Here is a 15,994-nt window from a genome sequence, read left to right as displayed (position 1 = left end):
GGCGTCAGCGTGGGGCGCGCGGCCTCGCCGGCGACGGGGACACCGGCGGCAGCGCCGGCACCGGGCCCGGCGCCAGGTCGAGCTGGGCGTACGTGCCGAGCCGGGTGCGCAGCTCCAGCCGGCGCAGCAGCCCGGACCGGTCGATCCAGCAGCGCAGCGTGCCGCGCTCCGCGTCCACCTCGATCACGTCGACCGCCCGGTCGGCGAGGCGGTCCCCGCGGATCCGGGTCGCCGGGCGGGCCGTCCGCTCCGTCGCCGCGCCGACGTGCAGCGCGGCGACCAGCAGCAGGTCGACGTCGTCCGCGTCGGGTGGGCGGTGCTGCCAGGCGTACCCGGTGCGCGGCGGTGGCAGCGGCGGCGGGGCGGCCGGGTCGCCGGTCGCCGGGGCCGACCAGACCCCGGTGGCGTCGTAGCGGCGTAGCGTCCGGCCGGGCCACGCGCCGGTGCCGCCGACCGACAGGTACGCCGCCTGCGCCGTCCAGCTGAGCCAGCCGGTGCCGGCCACGGCCCGGCCCGGGGCGACGGGCGCGGTGAGCGTGGCGACGGCACCGCCCTGGGCCCGCATCCGGGTCGCCAGCCGGGCCAGCCGGTCCTCCTCGGGGCCGGTGAGCGCCCGGGGCAGCCCCGCGCGGCCACCGAGCGCGGCCACCGGCCACAGCACCGGCCGGTTGGCCCGCTGCAACTCCAGCGTCACCGGTGCGCCGTCCCGCAGGCGTCCCTCCAGCCGGTGCAGCCGGGCGTCCTGGTCGACCCACCAGCGGGCGGCCCCGTCGAGCAGCGGCCCGGCTGGCGGGACCGCGGTCGGCAGGCTGATCGTGGGCGCGGACCAGGTGCCGGCCGGCGCCGCCGTGCCCGGGGCCGACGCGCTCGCCCCCGACCTGGCTGGCCTCGGCGTCGCCGGCGCACCCGGTGCCGCCCTCTCCGGCGTCGACCTGCTCGGCTCCGGTTCGCGCGGCGTCGACCCGGGCGGCCCGGCGGGATCTTCCGGGCCTGCCGCGGCGGGCCGGCCGGTCGGGGCGCTCCGGCTCGCCGTGCCGCCGGGGCGGGCTCCGCCGCTCGGCCCCGCAGGGGCCGGAAGCGCTCTGCCGGCGGCATCGCCGGGCAGGCGGGACCGGAACACGTCCACCGGCAGCCCGCCGGCCTCGGCCGGGGCCAGCCACCGGGCGTCGTCGGCCGGGAAGCGCCCGGCCCGCTCGGGTCGGGGCGCGGCGAGCGCGAAGAGCAGGTCGACCGCGGGACGCAGGGAGCGGGCGGCGGCCGCGTCGCCCACCCGCCAGCCGTCGGTCGGCGGCACCAGCGGCGGATACGCGGGGGCGGGCACCGCGGTCGGGTCGGGCCGGGTCAGCAGCAGCTCGGGGGTCGCCTGGAGGAGCCCTCGGTCCGGGCCGGCGCCGGGCCCGCCCACGTCCAGGTAGGCCAGCGGGCGGGACCAGTCGACCCAGCCCACGATGTCGGTGCGGGCGCCGGCCTCGCCGAGGGTCAGGCGCACGCCGGAGCGTACGTCCCGGTGGTTGGTGACCCGCACGGCCGCGAGGCGCTCCGCCTCCGCCGGCGTCAGCGGCCGGGACGGCTCCGGTGCCGCCGGCACCCAGGTGAGCAGCCCGACGACCAGGCCCGCCGCCGCAGCGGCGGCGACCACGCCCAGCGCGACCACGGCGGCGCGCCGGCGCCCGCCCCCGCTGCCGCCTCCGCCCCGGCCCGCGCCGCCGCGTCCGCCGCCCGGCCGGGCGCGGTGCGCTGCGGGCCCCCGGTCGCCGCGCCGGCCCCGGGCGGGGGCGACCACGAGGGGGAGCGTCGCCGTGGGCCGGGCCGGGCCCTCGGCAAGCGGGTGCGTCGGCCGGATCGGCCGGGCGGGGCGGGGTGTCGGCCCGGGGGAGTTCTCCACGCGAGGATGAACGTGTGGCGTGCGGGACAGGTGACGCGCGCCTCGGGCGGCTGGGGGCGCTCGCGGCGGCCGGTCTGCGCCTGTGCGCGACCACGTCGGGTGCGCACGCCGGTGATGTCCGGGTGCTGCGACCCCTGTGCCGGGGGCGTGTCGACCGTCGAGGGCCGAGCCGCCGGCCCGGACGGCCGCCGCGAGCGGCCTACGGCCATACCCTAGCGCGGTGAAATCCGCCACACAATGCGAATATCGAAGCCGATCACGGACCGACGGTAGTCGTCCCGCCTTGTCGGACCCCGGGCGTACGGTGGGGTCATGGCGCTCGACATTCCCCGGCTCGACGGCCGTTTCCAGGTCGTCAGCGAGTTCCAGCCGGCCGGCGACCAGCCGGCCGCCATCGACGACCTGGAGCGCCGGGTGCGGCGCGGCGACCGCAACACCGTGCTGCTCGGCGCGACCGGCACGGGCAAGAGCGCCACCACGGCCTGGCTCGTCGAGCGGTTGCAGCGGCCCACCCTGGTGCTGGCGCCCAACAAGACGCTCTGCGCACAGCTGGCGAAGGAGTTCGGCGAGCTGCTGCCGCACAACGCGGTGGAATACTTCGTCTCCTACTACGACTACTACCAGCCCGAGGCCTACATCCCGCAGACCGACACCTACATCGAGAAGGACTCCTCGATCAACGAGGAGGTCGAGCGGCTGCGGCACTCGGCGACCATGTCGCTGCTGACCCGTCGGGACGTGGTGGTGGTGGCCACCGTCTCGGCGATCTACGGTCTGGGCACCCCGGAGGAATACCTCGACCGCGCCGTCCGGGTCGCCGTCGGGCAGGAGCTCGACCGCGACCAGCTGCTGCGCCGCCTCGTCGACATCCAGTACACCCGCAACGACATGGCGTTCCAGCGGGGCACGTTCCGGGTCCGCGGCGACACGCTGGAGATCATCCCGGCCTACGAGGAGCTCGCCGTGCGGGTGGAGCTGTTCGGCGACGAGGTGGAGAAGCTCTACTACCTCAACCCGCTCACCGGCGACGTGGTCCGCGAGGTCGACAGCCTGATGATCTTCCCGGCCACCCACTACGCCGCCGGGCCGGAGCGGATGGAGCGGGCCACCCGCGACATCGAAACGGAGCTGGCCGAGCGCCTCGCGGAGCTGGAGCGGCAGGGCAAGCTGCTGGAGGCCCAGCGGCTGCGGATGCGCACCACCTACGACCTGGAGATGATGCGGCAGGTCGGGTTCTGCTCCGGCATCGAGAACTACTCGATGCACATCGACGGCCGGCTGCCCGGCAGCCCGCCGCACTGTCTGCTCGACTACTTCCCCGACGACTTCCTCACCGTCATCGACGAGTCGCACGTGACGATCCCGCAGATCGGCGGCATGTACGAGGGCGACGCCTCCCGCAAGCGGATGCTCATCGACCACGGCTTCCGGCTGCCCAGCGCCGCCGACAACCGGCCGCTGCGGTTCGACGAGTTCCTGGAGCGGGTTGGCCAGATGGTCTTCCTCTCCGCCACCCCCGGCTCCTGGGAGCTGGAGCAGGCCCAGGGCGAGTTCGTCGAGCAGGTGATCCGCCCCACGGGTCTGATCGACCCCGAGGTGGTGGTGAAGCCCACCAAGGGGCAGATCGACGACCTGATGCACGAGATCAAGCTGCGCACCGAGCGCGACGAGCGGGTCCTGGTCACCACGCTGACCAAGAAGATGGCCGAGGACCTCTCCGACTACCTGCTGGAGAACGGCATCCGGGTGCGGTATCTGCACTCCGAGGTCGACACGCTGCGCCGGGTCGAGCTGCTGCGCGAGCTGCGCAAGGGCGAGTACGACGTGCTGGTGGGCATCAACCTGCTCCGCGAGGGTCTGGACCTGCCCGAGGTGTCCCTCGTGGCGATCCTGGACGCCGACAAGGAGGGCTTCCTGCGCAGCGGCCGGTCGCTGATCCAGACCATCGGCCGGGCGGCCCGCAACGTCTCCGGTCAGGTGCACATGTACGCCGACAAGATCACCCCGTCGATGGCGGAGGCGATCGACGAGACCAACCGGCGCCGGGCCAAGCAGGTGGCCCACAACGAGGCGCACGGGATCAGCCCCGAGCCGCTGCGCAAGAAGATCCACGACATTCTCGACGACATCTACCGGGAGGCGGAGGACACCGAGAGTTCCCGGGTCGGTGGCGCGGCGCGGCAGCTGTCGCGGGGCAAGGCGCCGGTCAAGGAGACCCGCAGCCGCAGCCGGGCCGGCGCGGCCGGTCCGTCGCGGGAGGGGATGGCGCGGGCCGATCTGGCCCAGCTCATCCAGGAGCTCAACGACCAGATGCTGGCCGCCGCGCGGGAGTTGCAGTTCGAGTTGGCCGCCCGGATCCGCGACGAGGTCGCCGACCTCAAGAAGGAGTTGCGGGGGATGGACGCGGCCGGCGTGAAGTGACCGTCGGGCCCTTCCGGGGCCCCGGATTCCGTTGCCGTAAGCAAGCGAGGTATTGCAGCGAGTGATCGATCTGCGTACTCTCCGTCCTGGGGAGGCGGGGATGCCGTTGCCAACGAGTCCGGTGATTCGACGGGCGCGACTCGGAGCCGAGTTGCGCCAGCTACGCAGGCGGGAGGAGTTGACGCTGGAACAGGTCTGTGACCGGCTGGGTTGGGCGTCCACCTCCAAGCTGTCCCGCATCGAGCTGGGGCAGAGCCGGCCGGATCTCGCCGACGTGCTCGACCTGCTGGACGTCTACCGGGTCGCGCCGGACGAGCGTGACGCGCTGATCGTCATCGCCCGGGACGCGGCGACGGGCCGCGGCTGGTGGAAGACGCTCGGCGGGATGGGGGAGCGGCAACGCGCCTACGCCGAGCTGGAGGCCGGGGCCGCCACCGTGGTGGAATACCAGCCCGCCGTGGTGCCCGGGCTGTTGCAGACCCCGGCGTACGCGCGGCTGCGGCTCGGGGTCGCCCGGCTGCTGCATCCCGACGTGGACGTGGAGGCCGACGTGCGGGCCCGGTTGGTCCGGCAGGAGGTGCTGCACCGGGCGGAGCCGCCCCGCTACACGGCGCTGCTGGAGCTAGCGGCCTGTGATCCGGGCGGCGTGCCCGACGGCATCTGGCGTGAGCAGCTGCGCCACCTGGTCACCCTGGCGGGCCGGCCGAACGTGACGATCCGGGTGGTCCCGCCCGGCGTGACGGCCGGCGGCGCGCACCCGCTGACCCCGTTCACCCGATACTCGTTCCCCGACCCGGCCGACCCGCGCACGGTGATGCTGGAAGCCCTGACCACCGACGTGCGGCTCGTCTCCCCGTCGGACCTCGGCTGGTACGACGCGGTGATCGACCGGCTGCTCGACGCCGCGCTCCCGGCGACGGAGACGACGGCGTTGCTGGCCCGGCTCGCCGACGACCCGTCGTTGCCGGCCGCGGCCGACCTCGGCGGTCAGCCGTCGGTGAGGGCCCGGCCGGAGGGCGCCGTGTTGCCCCGTCCCCGCCTGCCGCAGGACTGATCGCCCCCGGGGCCGACCCGCCGCACCGCGCCGGCCGGTGCCCGCACCCCGAGCGGCGGGCGGGGTCACCGGTGCCGGTTGAAGCCACCCTCGGAGTCGATGACCTGACCGGTGATCCACCGGGCGTCGGCGGAGCACAGGAAGCGGACGAGCCGGGCGGCGTCCTCGGGGGTCCCCCAGCGGCCGCCGGGGAAGAGCCGCGCCACGAGAGCATGGTCGCCGGGCTCGGCGTACCCGGTGTCGGTGGGGCCGGGGTTGACGCAGTTGACCGTGATGCCCTTCGGCATGAGCAGCGGGCTGAGCTGGACGGTCAGGTTCTCCAGGGCCGCCTTGCTCGCCGCGTACGCGAGCTCGGTGGGCATCGGGCCCAGCCGCTGCCCGCTGGAGAAGAGCACCAGGCGGCCGCCGTCGGTGTCGCTACGGGCGGCGAACCCGGCGGCGAACGCCTCCGCCAGCAGCAGGGTGGCCCGGACGTTGACCAGCAGGTGCCGGTCGATCTCGGTGGCGTCGAGGCCGCCCAGCGGGGTCTGCGTCGAGTACGTGTGCGCCGCCACCACCGTGTCGAGGCGGCCGAACCGGTGGACGGCCTCGCCGACGAGGGCGGCCGGTGCGGCCGGGTCGAGCAGGTCGGCCCGGACGTGGGCCGCGCGGTCGCCCAGCTCGGCGAGCAGCGCCGGCACGCCCTCCGGGTCGCCGCCGTAGGGCTGCGTGTCGTCGTAGTCGGGCAGGCCGGTCAGCAGCAGCCGGTGGCCTGCCGAGGCCAGGGCGCGGGCGACCGCGGCGCCGATGCCGGCGCGCCGGCTGACGCCGGTCACGAGAGCGATGCGTTCCGTCATGGCTGACAAGCCAAGCCCGCCGAGGTGAGGACCGCCAGCGATTATCGCCGCGCGGCCACCGGGCCCGGCAACCCCGAGCCTGCCGGGACCGGTGGCCGCGCGCGCGAGCGCACCGTAGCCGGGGGGTACGACATTCTCGGCACGACGGGGCGGGGACCGGCCGGGGCCCGGGCGTCGACCGAGGCGGCGACGCCGGCTCGGACGTGCCGGTTCAGGGGCGCCGGCTCAGGCGGCCCTGGTGTCGCCGGCCACCCGGCCCGACGCCCTCCTGGTCAGGCCGGGACGTCGACGAAGTGCTCGACCAGCGGCGGGCCGGCGAAGTGCGGGCCGATCAGCGCCCGCCACTGCTGGAACCGCTCGGTCTCGCGGAAGTTCTCCTCGTGGGCGGCGACGGAATCCCACTCGACCAGCAGCACGAACCGCGTCGGCGACTCGACGCCCCGGGTCATCCGCACGGAGCGGCAGCCGGGCGTGCCGGCCAGGATCTCGTGCCCCCGCGCGTACGCGGCGGCGAAGTCGTCCTCGTGTCCGGGCGTCACGTCGATGAGCGCAACCTCAAGCACCATGCCCAGAGCCTCGCACGGTGCCGGCTGAGGCCGGGCCGCCGGGGTGGCCGTGTCCACCGCCGACGTGGAGATCCGCGCCGGCACGACTACGGGATGGTCTCCTAGGACGCCGTACGCGCGGAGAGATCCGTCACTGGAAACCCGCTGAGAGCCCCCCGGGCGAAAGCAGGAGATGCGCGCCGGCCTCGCGATGGTGAACAATGGGTCGCGAAGGAGGGGAGTATTCCCCCGCGACGGAGTCGTCAGCACGGTCGACCGCCCCCGGCGGCGCGACCCGGCTCCGTAGGTTGTCGGCCCGCCCGCGGGTCGGCGACGGAAGAGACCTCCGACAGCCACCAGTGTCCGCGTCGCCACACCCACCCGCCCCGGCGGGCGTACGGTGTGCCCGACGCCGTGTGTCTGCCGGAGGATGGGATTGAACGTGTCCGGATTGGTGTGGGCGGGGACCCTCGTCGCACTGACAGCGGTTCTCGTCGTCGACCTGCTGATCATCGGCCGACGACCACACGAGCCGAGCGTCCGTGAGTCGAGCCTGTGGGTCGGCTTCTACGTCGGGCTGGCCCTGCTCTTCGGCGCCGGGTTGTGGGTCTTCTCCGGCCCCGGGGTGGCCGGTGAGTTCTATACCGGCTGGCTCACCGAGTACAGCCTCTCGGTGGACAACCTGTTCGTCTTCGTGATCATCATGGCCCGCTTCGGGGTGCCTCGGCAGTACCAGCAGAAGGTGCTGCTGATCGGCATCGTGCTGGCGCTGCTCATGCGCGGCGGGTTCATCGCCGCCGGTGCGGCCCTGATCACCCAGTTCTCCTGGGTCTTCTACATCTTCGGCGCGTTCCTCATCTACACGGCGGTCAACCTGGCCCGCCAGGGCGAGCCGGACGAGGACGAGTTCAGCGAGAACCTGCTGATCCGGTGGAGCCGCAAGGCGCTGCCGATCTCCAGGGACTACGACGGCGCGAAGATGACCACACACGAGGCCGGCCGCCGGCTGTTCACCCCGATGCTGATCGTCATGATCGCCATCGGCACCACCGACCTGATCTTCGCGCTGGACTCGATCCCGGCGATCTTCGGCATCACCCAGGAGCCGTACCTGGTCTTCACCGCGAACGTCTTCGCGCTGATGGGCCTGCGCCAGCTTTACTTCCTGCTCGGCGGGCTGCTGGACCGGCTGATCTACCTCAGCTACGGCCTGGCGGTGGTGCTCGGCTTCATCGGCGTCAAGCTGGTGCTGGAGGCCCTGGCCGACAACAACCTGCCGTTCGTCAACGGCGGCGAGCCGGTGGCCTGGGCCCCGCACATCCCGATCTGGCTGTCCCTGACCGTCATCCTCGGCACCCTCTCGGTGGCGACCGTGGCCAGCCTGATCAAGTCGGCCCGGGACCGGCGGCGAGAGTTGGCGTCGGCGCGCGGCTGAGCCGATCGCGGCAACGGGGGCGCTTCCGGCACCGGGAGCGCCCCCTCGGCGTGTCGGGCGGCTCAGACCCGGTGCGCGCCGACCAGGGTGGCGGTCCGGTCGGCCGGCATCGCCTCCTCCAGGACCCGACGGTGCCGGTAGCAGGCGTGCAGGATGCGCCGGTCGGCGTCGCCGTCCGGGGCGGCGCTGACGAAGCCGATGTGGTGGATCTGTCGGCCCGGCCGGGCGAAGAAGTAGAGGTCGCCGACGCGTTCGGTGCCCAGGGGCAGCGGGGTGGTCGCGCCGGCCTGGTCGGCGGCGTCGCGGGGCAGCACCACGCCGAACCGCCGCCAGGCCAGGTGCACCAGTCCGGAGCAGTCGATCCCGTACGCCGACACCCCGCCCCACACGTAGGCCACGTCGCGCAGCCGGGCGGCGACGGTCAGCACGTCCGCCGGGGACGGGGGTGCGGTGGGCGGCGGCACGAGGTGCGCGTCGGGCAGCCAGAGCGGCCGGTCCTGGCCGGGGGCGTGCACCGGCCGCCAGCCGTCCACCGGCGGGCCGGCCGGGGTCAGTCGGGTGCCGAGGATGACCCCGGCGACGACCGGCTCGCCGGCCGGGGCGGCGTGCAGGGCGGTGACGGTCGCGTCGACGACCCAGGGGCCGACCGGGGCCCCCTGGCTGTCGGCCGGGGCGGGCGCGGCGTGGGCCGGGGCCGGGGCGGCGTGGGCCGGGGTGGGCGCGGCGTGGGCCGGGCGCGGGGTGAGCTGGGCTGCCGGGAGCCAGCCGGGGTAGCCGCGCGGGTCGAGCCGGGCCGCCGGTTGCTCGACGGCCACGACGTGCGCCCAGCCGTCCGGGCGCAGGGCGGTGACCAGCACGCGCTCGCCGAGCAGCAGTTGACTCAGCACGCACTCGCCGACCTGCTGGTCGGCGTCCATGCCGGAGATCCAGGCGGCGACGTCGGCGGGCGCGTCGAGGGCGGGACGGTCGACGGGGCGTACCGCCTCAGGGCGGGACCAGAGGGTCGCGACCGCGACCCGGACGACGGCCTCGCGGCCCGGTTGCAGCTTCACGTCCACCCCCAGTTCGCGGCGTCCCTGTCGCGACCCTATGAAAGAAAGCGCCGCCTATCAACCGGCCGGCTGAATCTTTGCTTCAGACACGGAGTCGATGCCGAGGCCGGGCGCGTCCGGCAACACGACGGTCGCCCCGTCGTACCGGATGCCACCCCGCACCGGCGACCAGGCCAGCCACCAGGCGGCGTCGAGGTCGGAGACGGCGCTGGTTCCGTGGGCGGCGACCAGGCTGGCCGCGGCGCCGAGCCCGACCTGACTCTCCATCATCGAGCCGACGACCGTGCCGACGCCGTGCTCGGCGGCGAGGTCCAGCAGCGTGCGGGCGGCGTGCAGGCCGCCGCACTTGGCCAGCTTGACGTTGACCATGTCGGCGGCCCGGCGGCGGATCACCTCGACCAGGTCACGCACGCCGAAGACCGACTCGTCGGCGAGGACCGGCAGGCCCACCCGGTCGCTGACCCAGGCCAGCCCGTCGAGGTCCCAGTGGGACACCGGCTGCTCCACCAGCTCGACGCCGAGGCCGGCGTCCTCGATGCCGCGGATCACCCGGACCGCCTCGCGGGGGGTCCAGCCCTGGTTGGCGTCGAGCCGGATGCGCACGTCGGGGCCGACGGCCGCCCGGACCGCCCGGACCCGCTCCAGGTCGCCGGCAGCGTCGGTGCCGACCTTCAGCTTGAGCACGGAGAACCCCTCGCCGCGCCGCTGCCGCGCGGCGGCGGCCAGGTCGGTGGCGTCGCCAGCGGCTAGGGTGACGTCCGTGGGCACGCGCAGGGCCGTGCCGCCGAGCAACCGCACCAGGGGTACGCCGAGCCGGCGCGCGGCCAGGTCGTGCAGGGCGGTGTCCACCGCCGCCTTGGCGGCCTCGTTGCCGGCCACCGCCCGGCGCACCTCGGCGCACCGGGCCACGAGGTCGTCGGCGTCCCTGCCGACCAGCCCCGGTGCCAGCATCTCCCGCACGCACGCCTCGGCCCCGGCCAGCGACGCCCCGGTCACCTGCCACACCTGCGGGGCCTCGCCGAAGCCGGAGCGCCCGTCGTCGTCGACGAGTTCCACGATCAGCGTGTCGGTGGTGGTGGTGCGGCGCAGCGCGGTGACGAACGGGGTGTGCAGGGGCGCGGAAAGCCGATGGGTGCGTACCGCGGTGATCGTCATGTGCGGCACCCTATAGGTGACCCGGCGACGACAGGGGAGGCCGAATGGGCGGGCGGGACTGGGAACTGGTGGGGGCGCCGAACGCGCGCGACCTCGGTGGCATGGTGGGGCTCGACGGCCGCCGGGTGCGGGCCGGCCGGCTGATCCGGACCCCGGCGCTGGGCCGGCTGACCGACGAGGACCTGCCGGTGCTGGGCAAGATCGCTCCGGCCTGCGTGGTGGACCTGCGCGACGATTCGGAGATCGCGGCGGCGCCGCCGAACCGGTTGCCCGGCGAGCCCCGGGTGGTGCGCCTGCCGGTGTACGACCCGGCGCACCCGGTCTTCACGGCGGTGTCGGAGGTGCTGCTCGGGCACGACCTGCGCGCGGAGACGGCGCTGGCCCTGCAGGGCACCCCGGCGGCGATGGCGGAGATCTACCGCTGGTTCGTCACGGGCGAGGCGGCCCGCGCGGGCTTCGGCGGGGCGGCCCGGCTGGCCGCCGACGCGGGCAACCTTCCGCTGCTGTTCCACTGCTCGGCCGGCAAGGACCGCACGGGCTGGCTGTCGGTCGTGCTGCTCACCGCGCTGGGGGTGGACGAGGCGGCGATCCGGGCGGACTACCTGCGGACCAATGCGCAGACGGAGAGCCTCAAGGAGGTCGTCCTGGCCGCCATGCGGGCCCGGCAGCCGGAGCTGGCGGAGGCGGCGATCCGGCCGCTGATGGAGGTGCGCGAGGAGTACCTGGATGCCGCGTATGCGGAGGTGCGGCGGGTGCACGGCTCGTTCGACGCGTACCTGCGCGACGGGCTGGGGCTGACGCGGGCGCACCTGGCGGCGCTGCGGGACAACCTGCTGGACTGAGCCCCGCCACTGCCGGGCGCCCGGCCCGGCTGCTGTTGCCCGGCCCGCCGTTCGCCGGTCACGTGCGGTGACGACTGCGGGAGGCGTGACCGATCGCGGCCAATCTTGACTGTGCGTCAGGTTCCTGCGACCCGAACAGACCTCATGCGCTCCCTTTGCTCTGCACCCATCGACGCAACACGTCGCTGAGCTGGGGAAAGTCCGGTGCGGAGGCGGTGGGCGGGAGCGGCGGTCCGATGCGTTGCGTTACTGCTGCGTCCGTGGGTGCAGAGCAAAGGGCGCGCGGCAGGTCGTCTCGCGTGCCGCGGCGTTGCCCAGAGTTACCTGCCGACGCCGCGACCGGCCCTCGGCTCGGTGCCGCGACCGGCCACCGGGCCCGGCTCGGCTCGGCACCGGGCCGAGCCGGGCCCTCAGGCCACTGCGGCCGGGCGCAGGTCGTGGCGGGCCGCCCAGACCCGGGCGGAGATGTCGGCGAGGAGCCGGCAGGCGTCCCCGTCCGCCGCGCCGCCGCCGGCCGGGTCGCCGGTGGTGCAGACGACCAGCACGTACGGCGGGGCGTCGGCCGGGTGGACCACGCCGGCACCGTGGCGCACGCCGCGTACCCAGCCGTTCTTGTGGGCGATGCGGACGCCGTCGGGCAGGCCGGCGGCGAGGTCCTCGCGGAACTCCTGCGCGAACAGGACGTCGAGCATGGCGGCGCAGCCGGCGGGGGAGGCGAGGGGGCCGGGGCGGGTGGCGCCGGCGGTCAGCCCGCCGAGCAGGGCGGCCAGGTCGGCCGCGGTGACCAGGTTGGTGATGCCGGCCTCGCGGGCGGCGAAGTCCTCGATGCCGCGCCCGGTGACGCTGTGCCGGCCCCCGGCGGCCGCCCACGCGTCGGCGACGGCGGGCAGGCCGACGTGGCGCAGGCAGAGGTTGGTGGCCAGGTTGCTGGAGCGCACGATCATCCGCTCGGCCAGCCAGCGCAGCGGCGCGCGCCCGTTCTCCCGCTCCCAGACGGCCTCGTCGTTGTCGTAGTGCCGGGCGCAGGCGAACCGGGGGGCGCCGGGCAGGGCGGAGCCGAACTCGTTGCGCACGTCGACGGGGGCGTCGAGGTCGAGCGTGCCGGCCTCGGCGGCCCGGTGCAGGGCCAGCAGCACGGCGACCTTCATGGTGCTGGCCGCGTAGTGGGTGGCGTCGGGGTGCCGGGTCCAGGTCGCCGGGGCGTCGACCCGGCCCGCGTACGCCGAGACGGTGCCCGGCAGTGCGTCCAGGCGGGCGTCGAGCTCGTCCCAGATCATGCGGGTGACGGTAGCCGATCCGGCCCCCGGTCGTCCGGGGGCCGGCGGCAGGGGGTCAGCCGGCGTGCTTGCGGCGGGCCGTGGCGCGGGCGCGCTGGGTCTGGTCGAGCACGACCTTGCGGATGCGGACGGCGGCGGGGGTGACCTCGACGCACTCGTCCTCGCGGCAGAACTCCAGGGCCTGCTCCAGCGACAGCTTGCGCGGCGGGATCAGCTTCTCGGTCTCGTCGGAGGTCGAGGCTCGCATGTTGGTGAGCTTCTTCTCCTTGGTGATGTTGACGTCCATGTCGTCGGAGCGGGAGTTCTCGCCGACGATCATGCCCTCGTACACCTCGGTGGTGGGCTCGACGAAGAGCTGGCCGCGCTCCTGGAGGTTGATCATCGCGAAGGAGGTGACCGCGCCGGCCCGGTCGGCGACCAGCGATCCGTTGTTGCGGGTGCGCAGTTCGCCGAACCACGGCTCGTAGGACTCGAAGACGTGGTGCAGGATGCCGGTGCCCCGGGTGTCAGTGAGGAACTCGGTGCGGAAGCCGATCAGGCCGCGCGCGGGGACCAGCCACTCCATCCGGATCCAGCCGGTGCCGTGGTTGACCAGCTGCTCCATCCGGCCCTTTCGGGTGGCCAGGAGCTGGGTGATCGCGCCCAGGTACTCGTCGGGGGCGTCGATGGTCAGCCGCTCGACCGGCTCGCAGATCTTGCCGTCGATCTCCCGGGTGACGACCTGCGGCTTCCCGACGGTCAGCTCGTAGGACTCGCGGCGCATCTGCTCGACGAGGATCGCCAGGGCCAGTTCGCCACGCCCCTGCACCTCCCAGGCATCGGGGCGCTCGGTGGGCAGGACCCGCAGCGAGACGTTGCCGACCAGCTCCTTGTCGAGGCGGTCCTTGACCATCCGGGCGGTGACCTTGGCGCCCTTGACCCGGCCGACCAGAGGCGAGGTGTTGGTGCCGATGGTCATCGAGATCGCCGGCTCGTCGACGGTGATCAGCGGCAGCGGGATCGGGTTCTCGGCGTCGGCCAGCGTCTCGCCGATCATGATCTCGGGGATGCCGGCGACGGCGATGATGTCGCCGGGGCCGGCCGAGTCGGCGGGCTTGCGCTCCAGGCCCTCGGTCATCAGCAGCTCGGAGATGCGAACCCGCTGGGTGCTGCCGTCGGTGCGGCACCAGGCGACGGTCTGGCCCTTGGCGATGGTGCCCTGCCGCACCCGGCACAGCGCCAGCCGGCCGAGGAACGGGGAGGCGTCGAGGTTGGTGACGTGGGCCTGCAGCGGCGCGTCCTGCTCGTAGGCGGGCGGCGGGATGGTGTCGAGCAGGGCGCGGAACAGCGGCTCCAGGCTCGTGCTGTCCTGCGGGACGGAGCCGTCGGCGGGCTGGGTGAGCGAGGCGATGCCGTCGCGGGCGCAGGCGTAGACGATCGGGAAGTCGATCTGCTCCTCGTCGGCGTCCAAGTCGAGGAAGAGCTCGTAGGTGTCGTCCACGACCTCCTTGATCCGGGCGTCGGGGCGGTCCACCTTGTTGATCACCAGGATGATCGGCATCCGGGCGCGCAGCGCCTTGCGCAGCACGAAGCGGGTCTGCGGCAGCGGGCCCTCGCTGGCGTCGACCAGCAGCACCACGCCGTCGACCATGGTGAGGCCGCGCTCGACCTCACCGCCGAAGTCGGCGTGGCCCGGGGTGTCGATGATGTTGATGGTGACCGGTTCCGAGCCGTCCGCCGGCAGGTAGCGCACGCCGGTGTTCTTGGCCAGGATGGTGATGCCCTTCTCCCTTTCGAGGTCCATCGAGTCCATCACCCGCTCGGTCGTCTCGCCGCGGGCGCCGTAGGCGCCGGCCTGCCGCAACATGGCGTCGACCAGGGTGGTCTTGCCGTGGTCGACGTGAGCGATGATGGCGACGTTGCGGAGGTCGGTGCGAAGCTGCATGGGCTCCATCCTCCCGCCTGCGCGGATCAGGTGCCGCGTCGGGGTCGCCCCTCGGCCGCCGGCCGGATCCGGTGGGTGCGTGGCTGTCGGTGCCGGCGGCCCGGCTGTCATGCTGGCCGCGTGAGCCGGGGGCCGTCGTGCACGATCTGCTGAACTCGGTGCAGGGCCTGCCGCCCCTGCTGGTCTACCTGGTCGCCGCGGCGATCGTGGCCGGCGAGACGGCGGTGATCGTCGGGCTGCTGGTGCCGGGCGAGGCGACGCTGCTGCTGGTCGGCTTCCTCACGTACACCGGCGCGCTGCGGCTCGGCCCCGCCCTGCTGGTGATGATTGTCGCAGCCGTGACCGGGGACACGTTGGCGTTCCGCGCGGGCCGCCGCTACGGTCCACGGCTGCGCGCGTCCGGCTTCGGGGCGCGGGTGGGCCCGCACCGGTGGCGGCGCGCCGACGCGCTGCTGGAGCGGCTCGGCGGGCGAGGGGTCCTCACCGCCCGCTGGGTGGCGTTCGCCCGCACCCTCGCGCCCCGCCTGGCGGGGGCGGCCGGCATGCCGTACCGCCGGTTCGCGCCGTGGAACCTCGCCGGCGTGGTGACCTGGGTGGGCGGGTCGGTGCTGGCGGGCAACCTGGCCGGGGAGTCGTACGAGACGGTGTCGCGGCTGCTGGGCCGGGCCACCGGCGCGGTGCTGGTGCTGCTCGGCGGGGTGCTCGCCGTGGTGCTGGTGGGCCGCTGGCTGGGCCGCCACCCGGATCCGGCACGGGCGCTGCTGGCCCGGGCGGCGGCGCTGCCGCCGCTGCGCTGGCTCGCCGGCCGGTACGGGGTGCTGTTCTTCCTGCTGGCGATGCGCGTCGGCCCCGGCTGGACGCTGCTGATCAACCTGGCCGCGGGGCTGGTGTTGCTGTTCGTGGCCGGCATGGCCATCGCCTGGCTGCTCGGGGCGGCGATGCGGTGGAGCGGGCTGGCGGTGGTCGACGACGCGATCGCCGGCTGGTTCGCCGACCGGCGTACCCCGGGCGCGGCGGAGGTCGCGCTGACCGTGGTGTCCGTGTCGCGCGGCTCGGTGCTGATCGCGCTGGTGGCGGTGGTGGCCGCCGGTCGGGCGTGGCGGCAGCGTCCGTGCCCGGGTCGCGGCGGTGCGCTGCCGCGGGCCGAACTGCTCGACGTGGTGGGCACCGTCGGCGCGTTCCTGCCGCTGGTGGTGCTCGCCGTGGTCGCCGAGGTGGTGGCGCCGGGCCGGCTCGCCTCGGGCGAGGAGGGGGTCCTGTTCGCGACGCAGAACGCGGTGATGGCGGCGAGCCTGTGCACCCTGGCCTGGCTGCTGTCGCGGGGCTCGCCCTGGCCGGTGACGGTGGCGGCGTGGACGGCCGCGGCGGCCGGGGTGGCCGCGATCGGCGGCGCGCGGCTCTATCTGGGGCAGGGCACCGCCAGCAGCACGATCACCTCGGTGCTGCTCGGGGTGGCCTGGACGGCGCTGTTCATGGTCGCCTGGGCGACGCGGGACCGGGCGGTCGGCGCGGGCGGCCGGTGACCAGGTCGGACATGGCGGTGAGGATGCGCCCGACCGTCGGTCGGG

General features: G+C 74.6%; 12 protein-coding genes. 5 read left to right on the top strand and 7 right to left on the bottom strand.

Going from position 1 to position 15,994, the window contains the following annotated elements; genetic code table 11:
* Nucleotides 1-4: 4 nt before the first annotated feature.
* Nucleotides 5-1,885: a hypothetical protein gene (locus LPA42_RS31175; RefSeq protein WP_228987059.1), complete on the bottom strand. Its 1,881-nt coding sequence runs from the start codon at nucleotides 1,883-1,885 to the stop codon at nucleotides 5-7.
* 312 nt (nucleotides 1,886-2,197) lie between these two features.
* Between LPA42_RS31175 and uvrB the strand changes: the two genes are divergently transcribed.
* Nucleotides 2,198-4,306: an excinuclease ABC subunit UvrB gene (gene uvrB, locus LPA42_RS31170; RefSeq protein ID WP_077939133.1), complete on the top strand. Its 2,109-nt coding sequence runs from the start codon at nucleotides 2,198-2,200 to the stop codon at nucleotides 4,304-4,306.
* A gap of 100 nt (nucleotides 4,307-4,406) precedes the next feature.
* Nucleotides 4,407-5,360, top strand: a complete 954-nt coding sequence (locus LPA42_RS31165) for a helix-turn-helix transcriptional regulator (protein ID WP_077939134.1) — start codon at nucleotides 4,407-4,409, stop codon at nucleotides 5,358-5,360.
* Nucleotides 5,361-5,425: 65 nt separating this feature from the next.
* Here the strand turns inward: LPA42_RS31165 and LPA42_RS31160 are convergent, their stop codons facing one another.
* Nucleotides 5,426-6,196: an SDR family oxidoreductase gene (locus LPA42_RS31160; RefSeq protein WP_077939135.1), complete on the bottom strand. Its 771-nt coding sequence runs from the start codon at nucleotides 6,194-6,196 to the stop codon at nucleotides 5,426-5,428.
* 272 nt (nucleotides 6,197-6,468) lie between these two features.
* A complete protein-coding gene (locus LPA42_RS31155) occupies nucleotides 6,469-6,762 on the bottom strand; it encodes an antibiotic biosynthesis monooxygenase (protein ID WP_043969328.1) in 294 nt (97 codons plus the stop codon).
* A 415-nt stretch (nucleotides 6,763-7,177) separates the two neighbouring features.
* Between LPA42_RS31155 and LPA42_RS31150 the strand changes: the two genes are divergently transcribed.
* A complete protein-coding gene (locus LPA42_RS31150; RefSeq protein ID WP_077939136.1) occupies nucleotides 7,178-8,176 on the top strand; it encodes a TerC family protein in 999 nt (332 codons plus the stop codon).
* A gap of 62 nt (nucleotides 8,177-8,238) precedes the next feature.
* Here LPA42_RS31150 and LPA42_RS31145 read toward each other — a convergent pair whose 3' ends face one another.
* Both LPA42_RS31145 and LPA42_RS31140 read right to left on the bottom strand, forming a co-directional pair.
* On the bottom strand, nucleotides 8,239-9,228 hold the full coding sequence (locus LPA42_RS31145; RefSeq protein WP_228987058.1) for an NlpC/P60 family protein: 990 nt from the start codon (nucleotides 9,226-9,228) through the stop codon (nucleotides 8,239-8,241).
* Between the two features lie 57 nt (nucleotides 9,229-9,285).
* Nucleotides 9,286-10,383, bottom strand: coding sequence for a mandelate racemase/muconate lactonizing enzyme family protein (locus LPA42_RS31140; protein WP_077939137.1), 1,098 nt, complete (start codon nucleotides 10,381-10,383; stop codon nucleotides 9,286-9,288).
* Between the two features lie 44 nt (nucleotides 10,384-10,427).
* Here LPA42_RS31140 and LPA42_RS31135 point away from each other — a divergent pair, with 44 nt between their 5' ends.
* A complete protein-coding gene (locus LPA42_RS31135) occupies nucleotides 10,428-11,225 on the top strand; it encodes a tyrosine-protein phosphatase (RefSeq protein WP_077939138.1) in 798 nt (265 codons plus the stop codon).
* A gap of 410 nt (nucleotides 11,226-11,635) precedes the next feature.
* Here the strand turns inward: LPA42_RS31135 and LPA42_RS31130 are convergent, their stop codons facing one another.
* Together LPA42_RS31130 and typA are read right to left on the bottom strand one after the other, a co-directional pair.
* Complete coding sequence (locus LPA42_RS31130) at nucleotides 11,636-12,502, bottom strand: serine hydrolase (RefSeq protein WP_228987057.1); 867 nt, start codon at nucleotides 12,500-12,502, stop codon at nucleotides 11,636-11,638.
* Nucleotides 12,503-12,557: 55 nt separating this feature from the next.
* A complete protein-coding gene (typA, locus tag LPA42_RS31125) occupies nucleotides 12,558-14,426 on the bottom strand; it encodes a translational GTPase TypA (protein WP_043967470.1) in 1,869 nt (622 codons plus the stop codon).
* A gap of 137 nt (nucleotides 14,427-14,563) precedes the next feature.
* Here typA and LPA42_RS31120 point away from each other — a divergent pair, with 137 nt between their 5' ends.
* Nucleotides 14,564-15,949 (top strand): DedA family protein, encoded by a 1,386-nt coding sequence (locus tag LPA42_RS31120; protein WP_077939148.1) that lies wholly within the window; start codon nucleotides 14,564-14,566, stop codon nucleotides 15,947-15,949.
* The last annotated feature ends 45 nt before the right edge of the window (nucleotides 15,950-15,994 follow it).

The sequence above is a fragment of the Micromonospora sp. DH13 genome, from assembly GCF_020873825.1.
Lineage (GTDB): Bacteria > Actinomycetota > Actinomycetes > Mycobacteriales > Micromonosporaceae > Micromonospora > Micromonospora haikouensis.
The sequence above is the reverse complement of the archived record's forward strand: the minus strand, read 5'-3'. Positions and strand labels throughout refer to the sequence as shown.

What these genes read in the sequence shown, in the direction of transcription:
- LPA42_RS31160 (WP_077939135.1), bottom strand. Translation starts at nt 6,196, where the DNA reads ATGACGGAACGCATCGCTCTCGTGACCGGCGTCAGCCGGCGCGCCGGC.
- LPA42_RS31140 (WP_077939137.1), bottom strand. Translation starts at nt 10,383, where the DNA reads ATGACGATCACCGCGGTACGCACCCATCGGCTTTCCGCGCCCCTGCAC.
- LPA42_RS31165 (WP_077939134.1), top strand. Translation starts at nt 4,407, where the DNA reads ATGCCGTTGCCAACGAGTCCGGTGATTCGACGGGCGCGACTCGGAGCC.
- typA (WP_043967470.1), bottom strand. Translation starts at nt 14,426, where the DNA reads ATGCAGCTTCGCACCGACCTCCGCAACGTCGCCATCATCGCTCACGTC.
- LPA42_RS31130 (WP_228987057.1), bottom strand. Translation starts at nt 12,502, where the DNA reads ATGATCTGGGACGAGCTCGACGCCCGCCTGGACGCACTGCCGGGCACC.
- LPA42_RS31155 (WP_043969328.1), bottom strand. Translation starts at nt 6,762, where the DNA reads ATGGTGCTTGAGGTTGCGCTCATCGACGTGACGCCCGGACACGAGGAC.
- uvrB (WP_077939133.1), top strand. Translation starts at nt 2,198, where the DNA reads ATGGCGCTCGACATTCCCCGGCTCGACGGCCGTTTCCAGGTCGTCAGC.
- LPA42_RS31135 (WP_077939138.1), top strand. Translation starts at nt 10,428, where the DNA reads ATGGGCGGGCGGGACTGGGAACTGGTGGGGGCGCCGAACGCGCGCGAC.